13 protein-coding genes, 4 tRNA genes, 3 rRNA genes and 1 riboswitch are annotated in these 19,737 nt (G+C 53.5%); of the genes, 4 read left to right on the plus strand and 16 right to left on the minus strand.

Annotation, left to right across the window (positions count from 1 at the left end; translation table 11 throughout):
- Positions 1-20: 20 nt before the first annotated feature.
- On the minus strand, positions 21-359 hold the full coding sequence (locus tag OVA10_RS02540; RefSeq protein WP_100778408.1) for a DUF413 domain-containing protein: 339 nt from the start codon (positions 357-359) through the stop codon (positions 21-23).
- 118 nt (positions 360-477) lie between these two features.
- Here OVA10_RS02540 and hdfR point away from each other — a divergent pair, with 118 nt between their 5' ends.
- Positions 478-1,299, plus strand: coding sequence for an HTH-type transcriptional regulator HdfR (gene hdfR / locus OVA10_RS02545; RefSeq protein WP_268195147.1), 822 nt, complete (start codon positions 478-480; stop codon positions 1,297-1,299).
- An 89-nt stretch (positions 1,300-1,388) separates the two neighbouring features.
- Here hdfR and OVA10_RS02550 read toward each other — a convergent pair.
- The 9 genes from OVA10_RS02550 to btuB all read right to left on the minus strand — a co-directional run bounded on the left by OVA10_RS02550 (position 1,389) and on the right by btuB (position 9,872).
- Positions 1,389-1,464: transfer RNA gene (locus OVA10_RS02550), tRNA-Trp, on the minus strand.
- Between the two features lie 53 nt (positions 1,465-1,517).
- Positions 1,518-1,594 (minus strand) — tRNA-Asp (locus OVA10_RS02555).
- 55 nt (positions 1,595-1,649) lie between these two features.
- Positions 1,650-1,765, minus strand: a 5S ribosomal RNA gene (rrf, locus tag OVA10_RS02560).
- Between the two features lie 95 nt (positions 1,766-1,860).
- A 23S ribosomal RNA gene (locus tag OVA10_RS02565) occupies positions 1,861-4,767 on the minus strand.
- Between the two features lie 207 nt (positions 4,768-4,974).
- Positions 4,975-5,050: transfer RNA gene (locus OVA10_RS02570), tRNA-Ala, on the minus strand.
- 110 nt (positions 5,051-5,160) lie between these two features.
- Positions 5,161-5,237 (minus strand) — tRNA-Ile (locus tag OVA10_RS02575).
- Between the two features lie 71 nt (positions 5,238-5,308).
- Positions 5,309-6,848 (minus strand): 16S ribosomal RNA (locus OVA10_RS02580).
- Together the 16S, 23S and 5S rRNA genes with 4 tRNA genes alongside form the textbook arrangement of a ribosomal RNA operon.
- Positions 6,849-7,231: 383 nt before the next feature.
- Positions 7,232-8,083, minus strand: coding sequence for a glutamate racemase (gene murI / locus OVA10_RS02585; RefSeq protein WP_181827022.1), 852 nt, complete (start codon positions 8,081-8,083; stop codon positions 7,232-7,234).
- Complete coding sequence (btuB, locus tag OVA10_RS02590; protein ID WP_268195149.1) at positions 8,028-9,872, minus strand: TonB-dependent vitamin B12 receptor BtuB; 1,845 nt, start codon at positions 9,870-9,872, stop codon at positions 8,028-8,030. Before btuB ends, murI begins: the two co-directional genes overlap by 56 nt.
- A 66-nt stretch (positions 9,873-9,938) precedes the next feature.
- A riboswitch (cobalamin riboswitch) is annotated at positions 9,939-10,115 on the minus strand.
- A gap of 104 nt (positions 10,116-10,219) precedes the next feature.
- Between btuB and trmA the strand changes: the two genes are divergently transcribed.
- Entirely contained in the window at positions 10,220-11,320 is a 1,101-nt protein-coding gene (gene trmA / locus OVA10_RS02595) for a tRNA (uridine(54)-C5)-methyltransferase TrmA (protein ID WP_100778404.1), read from the plus strand.
- Between the two features lie 83 nt (positions 11,321-11,403).
- Here the strand turns inward: trmA and OVA10_RS02600 are convergent, their stop codons facing one another.
- Positions 11,404-11,763: a YijD family membrane protein gene (locus OVA10_RS02600; protein ID WP_100778403.1), complete on the minus strand. Its 360-nt coding sequence runs from the start codon at positions 11,761-11,763 to the stop codon at positions 11,404-11,406.
- Positions 11,763-12,407 (minus strand): HTH-type transcriptional repressor FabR, encoded by a 645-nt coding sequence (gene fabR, locus OVA10_RS02605; RefSeq protein WP_123429959.1) that lies wholly within the window; start codon positions 12,405-12,407, stop codon positions 11,763-11,765. The genes OVA10_RS02600 and fabR overlap by 1 nt, the downstream gene beginning before the upstream one ends.
- Positions 12,408-12,603: 196 nt before the next feature.
- Between fabR and sthA the strand changes: the two genes are divergently transcribed.
- A complete protein-coding gene (sthA, locus tag OVA10_RS02610; protein WP_100778401.1) occupies positions 12,604-14,004 on the plus strand; it encodes a Si-specific NAD(P)(+) transhydrogenase in 1,401 nt (466 codons plus the stop codon).
- On the opposite strand, the gene oxyR is transcribed toward sthA, so the two are convergent.
- The 4 genes from oxyR to argC form a co-directional block, all read right to left on the minus strand.
- A complete protein-coding gene (gene oxyR, locus OVA10_RS02615; RefSeq protein WP_095283927.1) occupies positions 13,987-14,904 on the minus strand; it encodes a DNA-binding transcriptional regulator OxyR in 918 nt (305 codons plus the stop codon). The two genes, sthA and oxyR, sit on opposite strands and share 18 nt — an antisense overlap.
- Positions 14,905-15,196: 292 nt before the next feature.
- On the minus strand, positions 15,197-16,570 hold the full coding sequence (gene argH, locus OVA10_RS02620; protein WP_100778400.1) for an argininosuccinate lyase: 1,374 nt from the start codon (positions 16,568-16,570) through the stop codon (positions 15,197-15,199).
- Between the two features lie 113 nt (positions 16,571-16,683).
- Positions 16,684-17,460, minus strand: coding sequence for an acetylglutamate kinase (argB, locus tag OVA10_RS02625; protein ID WP_095283929.1), 777 nt, complete (start codon positions 17,458-17,460; stop codon positions 16,684-16,686).
- Positions 17,461-17,466: 6 nt separating this feature from the next.
- On the minus strand, positions 17,467-18,471 hold the full coding sequence (gene argC / locus OVA10_RS02630; protein ID WP_194514114.1) for an N-acetyl-gamma-glutamyl-phosphate reductase: 1,005 nt from the start codon (positions 18,469-18,471) through the stop codon (positions 17,467-17,469).
- A gap of 88 nt (positions 18,472-18,559) precedes the next feature.
- Here argC and argE point away from each other — a divergent pair, with 88 nt between their 5' ends.
- Positions 18,560-19,711, plus strand: a complete 1,152-nt coding sequence (gene argE, locus OVA10_RS02635; RefSeq protein ID WP_268195154.1) for an acetylornithine deacetylase — start codon at positions 18,560-18,562, stop codon at positions 19,709-19,711.
- Positions 19,712-19,737: the final 26 nt, after the last annotated feature.

Raw genomic sequence — 19,737 nt, forward strand, 5'->3', positions numbered from 1 at the left:
CAGCCCCTTTTCACATCATATCAATCGTCAGATTCGGTGTAGTCTTCTGCACCTTCCATCTGCGGCTTACCGCCGGAGAGAGTATGGAAACGCTTTGGTCGCTTAATGCGAGCCATGTATTTGATCCATACGCGTTCTGCTTCAGATTCTGGCTCACGCTCACCACGGCAAACGGCAACAAACAGTTTTTCGTCTTCAGTTGCAGGCTCACGTTTCCCCAGATCCAGCTCGTTAAAGGCATAACCATGGCGCTCAAGCAGTTGCGCCTCTTTGATGGTGAAATCGCCATGACGAGAGAACCCGCGCGGATAATTTTTATTGTCGAAAAAACGATTAGTTGTCGTAAAGCTTTCCGCCATCCTACACGCTCCTAATTCTTTGGCCGAGCTATTTATGGCGCGGAGTATTAGTTACGCTTGACAGAGCGTCAAACAAAACATTTAAATCATCACGACAAATAATTTTGCGGAGAAAGATGTGGATACGGAATTGCTAAAAACTTTCCTCGAAGTGAGCAGAACGCGTCACTTTGGGCGAGCGGCGGAAGCACTCTACCTGACACAGTCAGCGGTGAGTTTTCGTATTCGTCAGCTGGAAAATCAACTCGGTGTGAATCTTTTTACCCGCCATCGCAACAATATTCGCTTAACGGCGGCTGGTGAGAAGCTCTTGCCCTACGCTGAGACACTGATGAATACCTGGCAGGCGGCGCGAAAGGAGGTGGCACATACTTCCAGATACAACGAGTTTTCTATCGGGGCGAGTGCATCCCTGTGGGAATGCATGCTGAGTCAATGGCTTACACGATTGTATAAGTCGCACAACAACCTGCAATTTGAAGCCCGAATTGCACAGCGGCAATCGCTGGTGAAGCAGTTACATGAGCGGCAGTTAGATCTGCTGATCACGACTGAAGCCCCCAAAATGGATGAATTTAGCAGCCAGATCCTGGGACAATTTAACCTGGCACTCTATGCTTCTCAGCCTTCGATGATGAAAGCGGATCTCAGCTATTTACGTCTGGAATGGGGCCCCGATTTCCAGCAGCATGAAGTGGGTTTGATCGCTGCGGATGATGTCCCTTCACTGACGACCAGCTCTGCAGAGATCGCCTGTCAGCAATTAGCCCATCTCAATGGTTGCACCTGGTTACCCACTCGTTGGGCGGATGACAAACCCGGACTGCATACTGTCTCTGATTCTACAACGCTTGTCCGGCCACTCTATGCGATCTGGCTTCAGAACAGCGACAAGCATGTCCAAATTAAAGATCTATTGAAAATCAACGTAATGGATTAGTTTTAGAGTCTTGCAGGGACGCAAGAAAGACAGGGTTTTTGAGGTATTCAACGCAAAAAAAATCCTTTGCCGAAGCAAAGGATTATATATGGCAGGGGCGGAGAGACTCGAACTCGCGACACCCGGTTTTGGAGACCGGTGCTCTACCAACTGAGCTACGCCCCTAAATCTTCTTGCTATTAAGCCTGCTACTTAAGCAGGCTTAATATCTTAATAAGTGGCGGAACGGACGGGACTCGAACCCGCGACCCCCTGCGTGACAGGCAGGTATTCTAACCGACTGAACTACCGCTCCACCGAAGACTTCTGTAACCACCGGATTGATGCACCGGTTTACTACTTAATTTGATGCCTGGCAGTTCCCTACTCTCACATGGGGAGACCCCACACTACCATCGGCGCTACGGCGTTTCACTTCTGAGTTCGGCATGGGATCAGGTGGGACCACCGCGCTAAAGCCGCCAGGCAAATTCTGTATCAACACGCATCTCTGCGCATCAATTAATCTGTATCAGCTGAAAATCGACTGTCTCTGCTTCGCCAAAACATCTTCGGCGTTGTAAGGTTAAGCCTCACGGTTCATTAGTACTGGTTAGCTCAATACATCGCTGCACTTACACACCCAGCCTATCAACGTCGTAGTCTTCAACGTTCCTTCAGGACCCTTAAAGGGTCAGGGAGAACTCATCTCGGGGCAAGTTTCGTGCTTAGATGCTTTCAGCACTTATCTTTTCCGCATTTAGCTACCGGGCAATGCCATTGGCATGACAACCCGAACACCAGTGATGCGTCCACTCCGGTCCTCTCGTACTAGGAGCAGCCCCCCTCAATTCTCCAGCGCCCACGGCAGATAGGGACCGAACTGTCTCACGACGTTCTAAACCCAGCTCGCGTACCACTTTAAACGGCGAACAGCCGTACCCTTGGGACCTACTTCAGCCCCAGGATGTGATGAGCCGACATCGAGGTGCCAAACACCGCCGTCGATATGAACTCTTGGGCGGTATCAGCCTGTTATCCCCGGAGTACCTTTTATCCGTTGAGCGATGGCCCTTCCATTCAGAACCACCGGATCACTATGACCTGCTTTCGCACCTGCTCGAGCCGTCACTCTCGCAGTCAAGCTAGCTTATGCCATTGCACTAACCTCCTGATGTCCGACCAGGATTAGCTAACCTTCGTGCTCCTCCGTTACTCTTTAGGAGGAGACCGCCCCAGTCAAACTACCCACCAGACACTGTCCGCAACCCGGATTACGGGTCTACGTTAGAACACCAGCCATTAAAGGGTGGTATTTCAAGGTTGGCTCCACGCAGACTGGCGTCCACGCTTCAAAGCCTCCCACCTATCCTACACATCAAGGACCAGTGTTCAGTGTCAAGCTATAGTAAAGGTTCACGGGGTCTTTCCGTCTTGCCGCGGGTACACTGCATCTTCACAGCGAGTTCAATTTCACTGAGTCTCGGGTGGAGACAGCCTGGCCATCATTACGCCATTCGTGCAGGTCGGAACTTACCCGACAAGGAATTTCGCTACCTTAGGACCGTTATAGTTACGGCCGCCGTTTACCGGGGCTTCGATCAAGAGCTTCGCGTTGCCGCTAACCCCATCAATTAACCTTCCGGCACCGGGCAGGCGTCACACCGTATACGTCCACTTTCGTGTTTGCACAGTGCTGTGTTTTTAATAAACAGTTGCAGCCAGCTGGTATCTTCGACTGGTTTCAGCTCCGTCCGCAGGGACTTCACCTACACACCAGCGTGCCTTCTCCCGAAGTTACGGCACCATTTTGCCTAGTTCCTTCACCCGAGTTCTCTCAAGCGCCTTGGTATTCTCTACCTGACCACCTGTGTCGGTTTGGGGTACGATTTGATGTTACCTGATGCTTAGAGGCTTTTCCTGGAAGCAGGGCATTTGTTACTTCAGCACCGTAGTGCCTCGTCATCACACCTCAGCGTTAAAAAGGTACCGGATTTACCTGGAACCTCCGCCTACATGCTTAAACCGGGACAACCGTCGCCCGGCTAACATAGCCTTCTCCGTCCCCCCTTCGCAGTAACACCAAGTACAGGAATATTAACCTGTTTCCCATCGACTACGCCTTTCGGCCTCGCCTTAGGGGTCGACTCACCCTGCCCCGATTAACGTTGGACAGGAACCCTTGGTCTTCCGGCGAGCGGGCTTTTCACCCGCTTTATCGTTACTTATGTCAGCATTCGCACTTCTGATACCTCCAGCATGCCTCACAGCACACCTTCAACGGCTTACAGAACGCTCCCCTACCCAACAACGCATAAGCGTCGCTGCCGCAGCTTCGGTGCATGGTTTAGCCCCGTTACATCTTCCGCGCAGGCCGACTCGACCAGTGAGCTATTACGCTTTCTTTAAATGATGGCTGCTTCTAAGCCAACATCCTGGCTGTCTGTGCCTTCCCACATCGTTTCCCACTTAACCATGACTTTGGGACCTTAGCTGGCGGTCTGGGTTGTTTCCCTCTTCACGACGGACGTTAGCACCCGCCGTGTGTCTCCCGTGATAACATTCTTCGGTATTCGTAGTTTGCATCGGGTTGGTAAGCCGGGATGGCCCCCTAGCCGAAACAGTGCTCTACCCCCGAAGATGAGTTCACGAGGCGCTACCTAAATAGCTTTCGGGGAGAACCAGCTATCTCCCGGTTTGATTGGCCTTTCACCCCCAGCCACAAGTCATCCGCTAATTTTTCAACATTAGTCGGTTCGGTCCTCCAGTTAGTGTTACCCAACCTTCAACCTGCCCATGGCTAGATCACCGGGTTTCGGGTCTATACCCTGCAACTTAACGCCCAGTTAAGACTCGGTTTCCCTTCGGCTCCCCTATACGGTTAACCTTGCTACAGAATATAAGTCGCTGACCCATTATACAAAAGGTACGCAGTCACCCCATAAAAGAGGCTCCCACTGCTTGTACGTACACGGTTTCAGGTTCTTTTTCACTCCCCTCGCCGGGGTTCTTTTCGCCTTTCCCTCACGGTACTGGTTCACTATCGGTCAGTCAGGAGTATTTAGCCTTGGAGGATGGTCCCCCCATATTCAGACAGGATACCACGTGTCCCGCCCTACTCTTCGAGTTCACAGCGTGTGCATTTTTGTGTACGGGACTTTCACCCTGTATCGTGCGACTTTCCAGACGCTTCCACTAACACACGCGCTGATTCAGACTCTGGGCTCCTCCCCGTTCGCTCGCCGCTACTGGGGGAATCTCGGTTGATTTCTTTTCCTCGGGGTACTTAGATGTTTCAGTTCCCCCGGTTCGCCTCATGCCACTATGTATTCATGACATGATAGTGTGTCGGAACACACTGGGTTTCCCCATTCGGGTATCGCCGGGTCAAAGGTTCATATCACCTCGCCGACGCTTATCGCAGATTAGCACGCCCTTCATCGCCTCTGACTGCCAGGGCATCCACCGTGTACGCTTAGTCGCTTAACCTCACAACCCGAAGATGTTTCGTAAAACATCATCGTGTCGCGAAAATTTGAGAGACTCGAACACACCGTCATTCTGTTCTTATTACGGAGAACAGACGCAGCGTGTCGTTTCAATTTTCAGCTTGATCCAGATTTTTAAAGAGCAAAACTTCGCAGTGAACCTTTTCAGGTACACTCTGAAGTTTTCTTGTTGTTCGCAGTAAAAGGATGGTGGAGCTATGCGGGATCGAACCGCAGACCTCCTGCGTGCAAGGCAGGCGCTCTCCCAGCTGAGCTATAACCCCATCACAAATGCTAAATCTCATTACCGGTAATTTAGACTGAGACAAGGCGTGGAAGGACGAAGCATACTGAAGTATGCGAGCCGTTTCACAACGCAGTATCAGGATAAATTTGGTAGGCCTGAGTGGACTTGAACCACCGACCTCACCCTTATCAGGGGTGCGCTCTAACCACCTGAGCTACAAGCCTGCAGAGATTTTTTACTGCTTATTTTTCATCAGACAATCTGTGTGGACACTACAAAGGCAGGTTCTTTCAGGTAAGGAGGTGATCCAACCGCAGGTTCCCCTACGGTTACCTTGTTACGACTTCACCCCAGTCATGAATCACAAAGTGGTAAGCGCCCTCCCGAAGGTTAAGCTACCTACTTCTTTTGCAACCCACTCCCATGGTGTGACGGGCGGTGTGTACAAGGCCCGGGAACGTATTCACCGTAGCATTCTGATCTACGATTACTAGCGATTCCGACTTCATGGAGTCGAGTTGCAGACTCCAATCCGGACTACGACGTACTTTATGAGGTCCGCTTGCTCTCGCGAGGTCGCTTCTCTTTGTATACGCCATTGTAGCACGTGTGTAGCCCTACTCGTAAGGGCCATGATGACTTGACGTCATCCCCACCTTCCTCCAGTTTATCACTGGCAGTCTCCTTTGAGTTCCCGGCCGAACCGCTGGCAACAAAGGATAAGGGTTGCGCTCGTTGCGGGACTTAACCCAACATTTCACAACACGAGCTGACGACAGCCATGCAGCACCTGTCTCAGAGTTCCCGAAGGCACCAAAGCATCTCTGCTAAGTTCTCTGGATGTCAAGAGTAGGTAAGGTTCTTCGCGTTGCATCGAATTAAACCACATGCTCCACCGCTTGTGCGGGCCCCCGTCAATTCATTTGAGTTTTAACCTTGCGGCCGTACTCCCCAGGCGGTCGACTTAACGCGTTAGCTCCGGAAGCCACTCCTCAAGGGAACAACCTCCAAGTCGACATCGTTTACGGCGTGGACTACCAGGGTATCTAATCCTGTTTGCTCCCCACGCTTTCGCACCTGAGCGTCAGTCTTTGTCCAGGGGGCCGCCTTCGCCACCGGTATTCCTCCAGATCTCTACGCATTTCACCGCTACACCTGGAATTCTACCCCCCTCTACAAGACTCTAGCCTGCCAGTTTCGAATGCAGTTCCCAGGTTGAGCCCGGGGATTTCACATCCGACTTGACAGACCGCCTGCGTGCGCTTTACGCCCAGTAATTCCGATTAACGCTTGCACCCTCCGTATTACCGCGGCTGCTGGCACGGAGTTAGCCGGTGCTTCTTCTGCGAGTAACGTCAATCACTGTGGTTATTAACCACAATGCCTTCCTCCTCGCTGAAAGTACTTTACAACCCGAAGGCCTTCTTCATACACGCGGCATGGCTGCATCAGGCTTGCGCCCATTGTGCAATATTCCCCACTGCTGCCTCCCGTAGGAGTCTGGACCGTGTCTCAGTTCCAGTGTGGCTGGTCATCCTCTCAGACCAGCTAGGGATCGTCGCCTAGGTGAGCCGTTACCCCACCTACTAGCTAATCCCATCTGGGCACATCTGATGGCAAGAGGCCCGAAGGTCCCCCTCTTTGGTCTTGCGACGTTATGCGGTATTAGCTACCGTTTCCAGTAGTTATCCCCCTCCATCAGGCAGTTTCCCAGACATTACTCACCCGTCCGCCGCTCGTCACCCGAGAGCAAGCTCTCTGTGCTACCGCTCGACTTGCATGTGTTAGGCCTGCCGCCAGCGTTCAATCTGAGCCATGATCAAACTCTTCAATTTAAGTTTGATGCTCGTGAATTAAACTTCGTAATGAATTACGCATGTTCACTCAGAGACTTTGGTATTCATTTAGCGTCTTGCGACGTTTAGAATCCATGTCACTTTGAGTGCCCACACAGATTGTCTGATAAATTGTTAAAGAGCAGTGCAACGCGGCTTTCGCTCACCGTTGCGAGGTCCCGTATAATACGTTTTCCTCATTCAGAGTCAAGCGTTTAATTTCGCTTTTCGCTGTCGGCGTTCATCGCTGAACCCCTTCTGTCCCGGCGGCTTGCGTGCCGTTGTTCCGTGTCAGTGGAGGCGCATTATAGGGAGTTCTCAGACGTTGACAACCCCTCTTTTAAAAAAAACTTTCAACCGCCTTTTTTTTGTTCAAAACCGTGCTATAGCGCCAGTTTTTCGAGCGTTTCAAAGCCATATCGGCGTAAGACGGGTAAAAGTTGCTCAGTCTCAGGGGTGAGCGCCATACAGAAAGCAATATTCTTGTCACTGGATTTGGCATCTGGCGCTTCATGTTCAAGAAGCCAGGCAGTGCGCCGGGCAATCGCTGCACCGGAGTCGACCAGACGCGTGCCTTCCGGCAAGACCTCAAGCAGCTCGTCCTGTAATAGCGGGAAATGCGTGCAGCCCAGCACAACCGTATCCGGTGGTTCAGCCATTCGTAGCCATGGACGCAAAATGCGACGCAGTTCCTCCAGCGGCACCGGATGACCATGCAGCTTCGCTTCGGCCATCTCCACCAGTTCGGCTGAGCCGAGCATGGCAATCGAGCATTCGTTAGCGAAGCGGTCAATCAGCTCACGCGTATAAGGACGCTTCACCGTCCCGCGCGTCGCCAGCAGGCCGACGATACCGTTCGCCGTCAGACGAGCCGCAGGCTTAATCGCTGGCACCACGCCCACAACGGGGAACGGGAATTTTTCGCGTAATGCAGGAAGGGAAACGGTGCTTGCGGTATTACAGGCAATCACGGCCAGCGCTAAGGGATAACGCTGTTGGACGGCAGTGACGATTTCCAGGACACGCTCAACGATAAAGTCTTCGCTCTTTTCCCCATAAGGAAAAGCGACGTTATCGAAGGCATAGATGTAATGAAGATCCGGCAGAAGATGCCGAATCTCATCGTAGACCGAAAGCCCACCGACGCCGGAGTCAAACACCAGCACGGTGGGACGTGGATCAGAAGGTGTAGCTGCCAGACAAGGTATATTCCCGTCCTGCAGTTTGGTAGCCATAAACTGTCTCGTAATCTTTATCGAACAGGTTAGCTATTTTACCACGAACTGTCAGATGTGAGGTGACAGGATATGAAACTGCGACATCCCACAGACTTACGCCACCCATTTTCACTTCACGAGACGGAAAACTGCTGAAATCGTCGTCGTAACGAGTTCCCAAATAACGGTAGGCAAGATTCCAGTCGAAATCCCATACCTGAGTATCCAGCTGGTATTTCACCTGCTGTTTGGAGCGACGCTTCAGCACTTCGTTGGTTTTCGCATTACGCGGATCTACATAATCATAAGAAATCTGATGACCAACTGGACCGGTATCAAACTGTGCCGTCGCTTCAATACCCTCAATACGAGCTTTGTTGACGTTATAAGGGCGGTTGTTCGCATCGTAGCCCACCAGATTATCGACATCATTACGATACGCGCTCACGCGCCAGCTCACCGGTCCCGTCAGACCTTCAAAGCCCCCTTCCCACTGTTTGCTCTCTTCAGGTTTCAGATCCGGGTTGCCATACTTCTCGCTATGAATCTGGCTCATGGTTGGCGCTTTATACGCAGTGCCGTAAGAACCAATAATGCGATACCCTTCGACAAACTCCCACGCGGCGCTGGTTTGCCATGTGCTGTGGTTGCCAAAATTAGAGTTATCGTCGTTACGAGCAGCCGCTTCCAGCGTTACGCTATTAAACTGCTGCATCGCGGAGAGAAACACGCCAGTGTTACGCTGTTCATAACCACTTTTCAGGCTAGCTGTTCCTGCTTCGGTTTTCTGCTTCTGCCAGTCCAGACCTGCTCCAATGTTGCCTTGGCCAACAGTGAAGGTGTTCATCCATTGCGTGGTGTATTGTTTCACATCATCCATACTGGACGATGCCGCATAGCGCCCTTTACTCGGATCGTAGTTCAGATCTTTGCTGCGACCATAACCGGCCACCAACTGTGAATGATAAATCCCTTGGTTGTAGCGCAGCCCGGTATCCCAATTCTGGCTATACAGCTGCCGCATGTCTGGCGTGCCGGTCATGTTGTAGTTATCGTCATAGCTATCATAACCGTCATACGCAGTACGGTTGTCATAGCCAAAGCCACGGAAGAAGCCGCTCACGCTGTCGGTGATTTGCTGCTCCACGGAGCCGTAAAGAGACTTACTCATAAAACCGTCGCGATCCGGCTGACGCGGTGCATCTTGCGCATCAATATCAAAACCGCGGGTATAGGTATAGTTGCCCGCAAGGGTGACTTTGGTTTTATCGAAGCGCTGCTGGAATGAACCGTCGTAAGACTGATAGCCCTTCGACCCCACACCCGCAGAGATCTCACCGCCGGGCTGATCGCGTCCGGTGATAATATTGATTACGCCGCCAATCGCATCGGAACCATACAGCGCAGACCGTGGACCGCGAATGTACTCAAGACGCTGGATAAGAGAAGTAGGGATTTGGCTAAGATCGGCGACATTACTGATCCCGGCGTTGTTCAGCGGGATGCCGTCAATCAGCACCAGAACGTGACGTGATTCTGTACCGCGTATAAAAGTAGAAGCGTTTGCCCCCATGCCGCCGCTTTGGGCGATATCCACACCCGGCAGGCGCTGCATGACTTCCACGACGCTCTTGGCCTGCCAGCGTTCGATATCTTCACGGGTCACCACCGACGTCGGCGCCAGAACGGTATTTGCCGGTTGCTCAAAACGGTTTGCTGTCACCACCAACGAGTCAGCGCTTTCCTGCGCCCAGCCCGAAAAAGCCGTGACGGAAAGCGCCGTCATCAGCGATACTTTTTTAATCATTGTTAAAGCATCCACAATATAAGAAGGATGCCGCAGGCGTCATCTATAGCACGCGATGATGAAACCAAATGCGACGTAACACCGGCAGGTCTTCGGGCTTGGTGGCGTGTGTGGATGAAGACTTCCCACTCGAAAGCAGTGTCTACAACATTCATCCCGCCAGTCTTTACCGCTGCGCGTCAGCTCCAGATTTACACTGGATTCCCTTTTCACTTACAGGAGACCGGAAACAGAATGCTACAATTAGAAACGTATGGATGTCCAGACAGCTATGCATGATTAAATCTGGACATCCCCTGTACAGTGCTTACAATCCCCGCGAAATTGTTTACCACTCAGGATGCATCATGACCCCCGAACACCTCCCGACAGAACAGTACGACGCGCAGCTGGCAGAAAAAGTGGTCCGCCTGCAAAGTATGATGACGCCTTTTGCGGCGCCCGTTCCCGAGGTGTTCCGCTCGCCGGTCAGTCACTATCGCATGCGCGCTGAATTCCGTATCTGGCATGACGGCGACGATCTGTACCACATCATTTTCGATCAGCAGACCAAATCCCGCATCCGCGTAAACAGTTTCCCGGCTGCGAGTGAATTAATTAACCAATTAATGACGCTGATGATTGAAGGCGTACGTGAAAACCCGATTCTGCGCCACAAATTGTTCCAGATTGATTACCTGACCACGCAAAGCAACCAGGCGATCGTCTCACTGCTCTATCACAAAACCCTGAATGATGAATGGCGTCAGGAAGCGGAAGCGCTGCGCGATGCGCTGCGTGCCCAGAATATCAATGTGCATCTGATTGGCCGCGCCACCAAAACTAAAATCATGCTCGATCAGGACTATGTGGATGAACGTCTGCCAGTGGCCGGGAAAGAGATGATCTATCGCCAGGTCGAAAACAGCTTCACGCAGCCGAATGCGGCGATGAACGTGCAGATGCTGGAGTGGGCGCTGAACGCCACCGAAGGGGCAACGGGTGATTTGCTCGAACTATACTGCGGGAACGGCAACTTCTCCCTCGCGCTGGCGCGCAACTTTGAACGCGTTCTGGCCACCGAAATTGCCAAACCCTCCGTCGCGGCAGCGCAGTACAACATCGCGGCGAACCACATTGATAATGTGCAAATTATTCGCATGGCGGCCGAAGAGTTTACGCAGGCGATGAACGGCGTGCGTGAATTCAACCGCTTGCAGGGAATCGATCTGAAGAGCTACCAGTGCGAGACGATTTTCGTCGATCCACCGCGCAGCGGGCTGGACAGCGAAACCGAGAAGATGGTGCAGGCTTATCCACGTATTCTTTACATCTCCTGCAATCCGGAGACGCTGTGTAAGAATCTGGAAACATTAAGCCAGACGCACAAGGTTGAACGTCTGGCGTTGTTCGATCAGTTCCCGTACACGCACCACATGGAGTGCGGCGTACTGTTAACGGCGAAGTAAAATCTCGTAGGCCGGATAAGCGAAACGCCATCCGGCTTTTTTTCGGCAGGTGGCGCTACGCCTGTCTGCCCTGCAACATCCCGTTATTCATGGATTTGATGCTTACGGTTACGCATCTTAATACCAATCCAGAACACCAGCGCCACTGACAGCACCGCAGGCAGGAAGTTAGAGCCGATATCCGGATATTCTGCGCGCACCACGGTGCTATACAGCAGAACGCCCAGGATAAAGAACGCGGCAGCCAGGCCCGGTAAACCCACCGGCATAGTACGGTTCTGATAGCGCTGATGCAGACAGTAAACCGTCAGCACCAGGGCAATAAGCGGGAAGATCGAAAACGGCACAATCGAGCTGAACACGGCTGCAAATGTTCCGTTAATAGATAAGCCAGCGATCAATGCCAGCAACAACGTACCTTTATCCTGACCTGACTGTTTCATTACTCACCTTCGTCGATGTGATGCGCCGACTTTTCTTGTTCCCGGCGGTACCAGTAATACGCCCCTTTGGAAATCATCCTCAGCTGTAATACCAGTCGCTCTTCGAGTTGCTTGCGTTGTTCAACGCCAACATCCAGTGCTTCGGCACCCGCACTGAAAACAATGGTCACCATCGCCTCGGCCTGCGCTTCCGTGAAGGCGCGTGGCATATGGTTTTCGATTTCGAGATAGTCGGCAAGTTCCGCAATAAAATGCTGAATTTCGCGCGCAACGGCGGCACGAAACGCGGCAGATGTCCCCGAACGTTCGCGCAATAACAGTCGAAACGCGTTGGGATTGTTGCCGATAAATTCCATAAACGTTGAAACGGACGTGCGGATCACGCTGCCGCCTTTGGCGATACGCTGACGCGCCTGGCGCATAAGCTGGCGCAGCATCAGGCCGCTCTCATCCACCATGGTCAGACCCAGCTCATCCACATCACGAAAATGACGATAAAAGGACGTTGGCGCAATCCCGGCCTCGCGTGCGACTTCGCGCAGGCTCAAACTGGCAAAACTTCGCTCAGCACTCAGTTGACTAAATGCCGCTTCCACCAGCGAACGCCGGGTTTTCTCTTTTTGTTGTGCTCTTACGCCCATCACAATAGTTGAATCCTTCCAAAGGCCTTCAGGCACTATACCAGAGAATAAAATTAATCTGTTTGCATCACTTTGTGAATGATTGTTTACGCGAGGTTTGTGCTCCACAGCTCGAAAAGAGCACAACGATAATTGGGTTATCCTGCTAATGATGTTACTATTCTGTTGCTTTTATGTATAAGAACAGGTAAGCCTTGCCATGCCACACACCTACGATTACGACGCAATAGTTATTGGTTCCGGCCCCGGCGGCGAAGGCGCTGCTATGGGACTGGTGAAACAGGGAGCCAGAGTAGCGGTCATCGAGCGCTACCATAATGTTGGCGGCGGTTGCACCCACTGGGGCACCATCCCTTCTAAAGCCCTCCGCCACGCCGTTAGCCGCATTATTGAATTTAACCAGAACCCTCTTTACAGCGACCATTCCCGACTTCTTCGTTCTTCCTTTGCCGACATCCTCAACCATGCTGATAATGTGATTAATCAGCAAACGCGGATGCGCCAGGGGTTTTACGAGCGCAATCACTGCGAAATTTTGCAGGGCGACGCGCACTTTGTTGATGAACACACGCTGGCGCTGAAGTGTCATGACGGTTCCGTCGAGACGATTACCGCCGAGAAATTTGTCATCGCCTGCGGCTCACGCCCGTACCATCCGACTGACGTCGATTTCTCTCATCCGCGCGTCTACGACAGCGACTCGATTCTGAGCCTGCACCACGAACCGCGCCACGTGCTCATCTACGGCGCAGGGGTGATTGGCTGCGAATATGCGTCGATCTTCCGTGGAATGGACGTGAAAGTCGACCTGATCAACACCCGTGACCGTCTGCTGGCGTTTCTCGATCAGGAGATGTCCGACTCCCTCTCCTACCACTTCTGGAACAGCGGCGTGGTTATTCGCCACAACGAAGAGTACGAGAAAATCGAAGGCTGCGATGACGGTGTGATCATGCACCTGAAATCCGGGAAAAAGCTCAAAGCCGACTGCCTGCTGTATGCCAACGGGCGTACGGGTAACACCGATTCGCTGGCGCTGGAAAACATCGGTCTTGAAACGGACAGCCGCGGTCAGCTGAAGGTCAACAGCATGTACCAGACTGCCTTACCGCATATCTACGCGGTGGGGGATGTGATTGGTTATCCGAGCCTGGCTTCCGCCGCTTACGACCAGGGCCGCATCGCTGCCCAGGCGCTGGTGAAAGGCGAAGCGACTGCGCATCTGATCGAAGATATTCCAACCGGGATTTACACCATTCCGGAGATCAGCTCGGTGGGCAAAACCGAACAGCAGCTGACGTCAATGAAGGTGCCTTACGAGGTGGGTCGTGCGCAGTTCAAGCATCTGGCGCGGGCGCAAATCGTGGGAATGAGCGTGGGAACGCTGAAGATTTTGTTCCATCGCGAGACGAAAGAGATCCTCGGGATTCACTGCTTCGGTGAACGCGCGGCGGAAATCATTCATATCGGTCAGGCCATCATGGAGCAAAAAGGTGGCGGTAACACGATTGAGTACTTCGTTAACACCACCTTTAACTACCCGACGATGGCAGAAGCCTATCGGGTAGCAGCGCTGAACGGTTTAAACCGCCTGTTTTAACGCACCGTCAAAGTGGCCATCCATCGAACTGCGGATGGCCTCTGCCAGCTGCTCATAGCGGCTGCGCAGCGGTGATCCTGGACGATAGACCAGACCAATGGTACGACGCGGCTCAGGTTTAATGCACGGCAGATAAACCACACCATCGCGTTTGCGCTCGCGCGGTACGGCCAGCGCAGGCAGCAGTGTAATACCGCTTCCCGCCGCCACCATATTGCGCAGCGTTTCCAGGCTGGTTGCACGGAAATGGGTATCTTCATCCGCACCCGCTTCAAAGCAAAAACCCATCGCCTGATCGCGCAAACAGTGACCGTCTTCGAGCATCAGCAGCTTTTCACCCGCCAGATCGGACATCGGCACGCGATCGCGGTTCGCCCACGGGTGATCCTCATAGATCGCCAGCATCATCGGCTCATCAAACAGCGGCACTTCGATAAAGGCTTCGCTCTCTTTGACCAGCGCCAGAATGGCACAGTCGAGCTTACCGCTATCCAGCTGCGCCAGCAGTTGATGGGTCTGGGCTTCGTGCAGATACATTTCGAGTTTCGGGAAGGTCTGGTGCAGCATCGGGATAATTTGTGGCAACAAATAGGGGCCAACGGTAGGGATCAGGCCAATGTGCAGCGGGCCGGACATGGCTTCCCCCTGCTGGCTTGCCATTTCCTTGAGCACTTTGACCTCGCGCAGCACGGTGCGCGCCTGATCCACCAGCAGCAAACCGGCCTGGGTGAACAGCACTTTACGACTGGTACGTTCCAGCAGCATCACGCCCAGCTCATCTTCCAGCTTGCGGATCTGACCGCTCAGGGTCGGCTGGCTGACGTGGCAGGAATCTGCCGCGCGGCGAAAATGACGATGCTCAGCTAACGCTACCAGGTATTCAAGATCACGAATATTCATTATTCATCCTCCGTCGCCACGATAGTTCATGGCGATAGATAGCATAGCAACGAACGATTATCCCTATCAAGCATTCTGTTGAATAATACACCACATAGACGAGGCGGTGACTGTTTGACCCTTGAAGCACCGCCGCGTTATACGAGTTTCTCTCAAAACTCGAACAACTAAAGCCAACGTGAACTTTTGCGGACCCTGTGTCCGCTTTTTTTTGCATAAAAAAAGCCCGGCAAACGCCAGGCCTGATTTTTATTGGCCGGGTAAGCGCTGCGCCACCCGGCAATGTACCGACTTAAATCAGCCGATCTTTCGCATCCGCAATCGCCTGCGCCACCTGCTTCGGCGACACACCGCCTTTCGCCGCACGCTTATCCAGGCAGGATTGCAGCGCCAGAATCGGATAGACGTCATCGCCAATCACCGCACTGAATTTCTGCAGATCGGCAAGCGTAAGATCTTCCAGCGGCTTGCCCTGACGAATCGCCTCAACCACCGCTTCGCCCACAATATGGTGCGCCTCACGGAACGGCACGCCTTTGGCGACCAGATAATCCGCCAGCTCCGTAGAGTTCGCATAGCCCTGCTGCGCCGCTTCCTGGCAACGTGGACGTTTCACCTGAATACCGTCCAGCACCAGCGCGCCCATGTGCAGGCAGTCGAGCCAGGTGTCGAGAGCATCGAACAGCCCCTCTTTATCTTCCTGCATGTCTTTGTTGTAGGCCAGTGGCAGCCCTTTCAGCGTCATCATCATGCCGGTCAGCGCGCCCTGCACGCGGCCACATTTACCCCTGATCAGCTCCAGCGCATCCGGGTTTTTCTTCTGCGGCATGAGGGAAGAACCGGACGTCACGCGGTCAGACAGCTCAACAAAACCGGCTTCACCGGAATTGAAGAAAATCAGATCTTCGGCAAAGCGCGACAGATGCACCATGCCAATGGACGCATTCGACAGCAGCTCCAGCACGTGGTCGCGATCGGAAACGCTGTCCAGGCTGTTACGGGTGGCAGAAGCAAAGCCCAGCCAGCCGGCCAGCTGTTCACGGTCGATTTCATACGCCGTGCCGGCCAGCGCACCGCTGCCCAGCGGGCTGACGTCCAGACGCTTCAGGGTATCCTGCAAACGGCTCTCATCGCGCGCCAGCATTTCAACATAGGCCAGACACCAGTGAGCAAACGTCACCGGCTGCGCGCGCTGCAGGTGGGTATAACCCGGCATCACCGCGTCCTGATTGTGATGCGCGGTTTCCACCAGCGCACTCTGCAGCTGGCGATTCGCCGACAGCAGCTCCACAACAGTGTCTTTACACCACAGCTTCAGGTCAGTCGCGACCTGATCGTTACGGCTACGCCCGGTGTGCAGCTTTTTACCCAACTGGCCGACTTTGTCGATCAGTTTGCCTTCCACCCAGCTATGAATATCTTCAGCATCGCTCTCGAGGATTTGCTGCGGATTCAGGCGCACCTCTTCCAGCAGATTGTTCAGCGCCTCTTCGAGCTGCACTTGTTCGTCTGCCGTCAGCACGCCAACGGTGACCAGCGCTTTAGACCAGGCCACAGAGCCGACGATATCCTGTTCGGCCAGGCGGTAGTCGAAGCGCAAAGAGTCGTTGAACTGTTTGAAACGCTGATCCGCTGCCTGTGTAAAACGCCCACCCCAAAGTGCCATAACATGCTTCCTTAAATTCGGTTAGTTCTGTCGGGTCGCGCTGCGCTTACCCGACCTGCAATAATCAATACTCTTTTTTTGCCCGGTAACGCTACGCTTACCGGCACAAAATATTAGGCCAGAATACGTGTACCAATCGGCGTGCCGTTAAACAACGCGGGCAATTGTTCCGCGTGACGCCACGAAGCGATATCGACCGGGCGACCCAAAGTGCGAGCGGCATCCAGCGCGGCATTCACCTTCACAATCATGCCGTCGGTAATAATGCCCTGGTCGATTAACTGCTCAGCCTTCGCCGCCGTCATCTCGGCAATGCGCTGGCCTTTTCCATCCAGAATCCCGCTCACATCGGAGAGCAGAATCAGATCCGCGCCCAGCGTCGCCGCCAGCGCCGTGGCCGCCTGGTCGGCATTCACGTTCATCAGTTGTCCCTCTTCGGTCACTCCGATAGAGCTTACAACCGGCAGGAAACCGCCTTCCAGCAGGGTGTTAATCAGCTTAGGTGAACCCGGCTGCGCCAGTCCAACATGGCCCAGTTCTTCGTCGAGCTGGGTCACATTTACGCTATCACCGTCGCCCAGATACAGGCCCACGGAGGCGATATGGTGTTTCTTTGCCCACGCCAGCAGCGTTTTGTTTGCAGTTCCCGCCAGCGCGCCGGTAATGATGTCGATCTGATCGGCAGGCGTCACACGCAGGCCGTTTTTCTTTTTCACCGGCAGATTCAGCCCTTTCATCAGCTCATCCACCACGCAGCCGCCGCCGTGTACAATCACCAGCGGACGTTGGTGTGATTCACGATAGTTCACCAGTGCAGTAAACAGACGCTCCAGCGCTTCTTCGCTGTCCAGCAGTACACCACCGAGTTTGATAATTAATGGATTCATCATCACACCTTAAATAAGAGACTGCGTTTCGGCGAAGCCAAAACGAATGTTTGCGCACTGCACCGCCTGGGCGGCAGCGCCTTTGAGAAGGTTATCTTCTGCAGCCACCACGATCAGGTGCTCGCCCTGAACGGCAAAACCGATATCGCAGAACGGCAGGCCGACCACGTTTTTCAGTGCCGGGACACCTTTGTCATACAGACGCACCAACGGTTTATCGGCATACGCCTGATTAAAGGCTTCGGCTACCTGATCTTTGGTCACGCCCGGTTTCAGACGGCAGGTGATGGTTTCCAGAATCCCGCGCGGGAAGTTGCCCAGATGCGGGGTGAAAATCACTTCCGCGCCCAGGTGTGTAGTGATTTCCGGGTGATGACGGTGGTTGAATACGCCATACGGTTGCAGGCTCACTTCGCAGAAGCTGTTAGAAATGGCCGCCTTACGCCCGGCACCGCTGACGCCACTGGTGGCGTTGATCACAGGCCACTGGTTAAGATCCAGCAGGCCCGCGTCGATCAAAGGCTTAAGAGAAAGCTGCGCCGCCGTTGGATAGCATCCCGGAACGGCAATCAAATTGGCTTCTTTCAGCTTATCCGCGCTCCACTCCGCCAGACCATAAACCGCTTTTTTAAGCAGATCCGGATGCTGGTGAGTAAAGCCGTAATATTTTTCATAAAACGCACTGTCGTTAACGCGGAACGCGCCGGAGAGATCGAAAACCACACAGCCGGCCGCCAGGAACTGCGGTGCCAGGTCGTGGCTAACTTCGTGGGCGGTGGCCAAAAACACCACATCCACACCGTCGGTAAACTCGCTGATGTCGGACATCGGCTGCAACGGCAAATCCACGACTCCCTTAAGCTGCGGATGCAAATCAGAAATTAATTTTCCCGCATCATTGCTTTGCGCTGATACGGTCAAAGCGGTTATGGTCATATGAGGATGGCGATTCACGTAGCTCACAAGCTCTGCGCCCGCATAACCGCTAGCGCCCACAATCAGCGTATTCAACATCGGGTTCCTTTACGATCAACGTTAGTGTATTTTTATTCATATTTAGTGCATGAATATTGATACTATCACGACCTAAGGTATGTCAACAATGAAAATGAATTTACCACCCTTTATCGAGATTTACCGCGCCCTGATTGCCACGCCGTCCATCAGTGCGACCGAAGAAGCGCTCGACCAGAGCAATGAGTCTTTAATCAATTTACTGGCTGGCTGGTTTAGCGAACTCGGGTTTAAGGTGGAAGTTCAACCCGTTCCAGGAACCCGCAATAAATTCAATCTGCTCGCCAGTACCGGCGAGGGTGCTGGCGGCCTGCTGCTGGCCGGACATACGGATACCGTTCCCTTTGATGATGGCCGCTGGACGCGCGATCCCTTCACCCTGACCGAGCACGACAACAAGCTCTACGGTCTGGGCACGGCGGATATGAAAGGCTTCTTCGCCTTTATTCTTGATGCCCTGCGTGAGGTGGATGTGAAAACCCTGAAAAAGCCGCTCTATATTCTGGCCACCGCCGATGAAGAGACCAGCATGGCGGGTGCGCGCTATTTTTCGGAGAATACCGCCCTGCGCCCGGATTGCGCCATTATCGGTGAACCGACTTCACTGCAACCGATTCGCGCCCACAAAGGCCATATCTCTACCGCCGTACGCGTGATGGGCCAGTCCGGCCACTCCAGCGATCCCGCTCGTGGCGTCAACGCCATCGAACTGATGCATGATGCGATTGGCCGTATCATGCAGCTGCGCGACTCCCTGAAAGAGCGCTATCACCACGACTCGTTTACCGTGCCGTACCCAACGCTGAACCTGGGCAGTCTGCACGGTGGTGACGCCTCCAACCGCATCTGCGCTTGCTGCGAACTGCATATGGATATCCGCCCGCTGCCGGGCATGACCTTAAGCGATCTGGATGGCCTGCTGACGGAAGCCCTGGCCCCTGTGAGCGAGCGCTGGCCGGGCCGTCTGACCATTTCCGAGCTGCACCCGCCGATCCCTGGCTACGAATGCCCGCCGGACCACCAGCTGGTGCAGGTGGTCGAAAAACTGCTCGGCGCGCAAACCGATGTAGTGAACTACTGCACCGAAGCGCCGTTTATCCAGACGCTGTGCCCGACACTGGTGCTTGGCCCGGGTTCCATTAATCAGGCTCACCAGCCGGACGAATACCTGGAAACCCGCTTTATTAAGCCGACACGCGAATTAATTACCCAGGTTGTGCATCATTTCTGCTGGCACTAACAATTCTTTTTGAGTGCCCTCTTCCG

The sequence above is a fragment of the Lelliottia sp. SL45 genome, from assembly GCF_026672535.1.
Classification (GTDB): Bacteria; Pseudomonadota; Gammaproteobacteria; order Enterobacterales; family Enterobacteriaceae; genus Enterobacter; species Enterobacter nimipressuralis.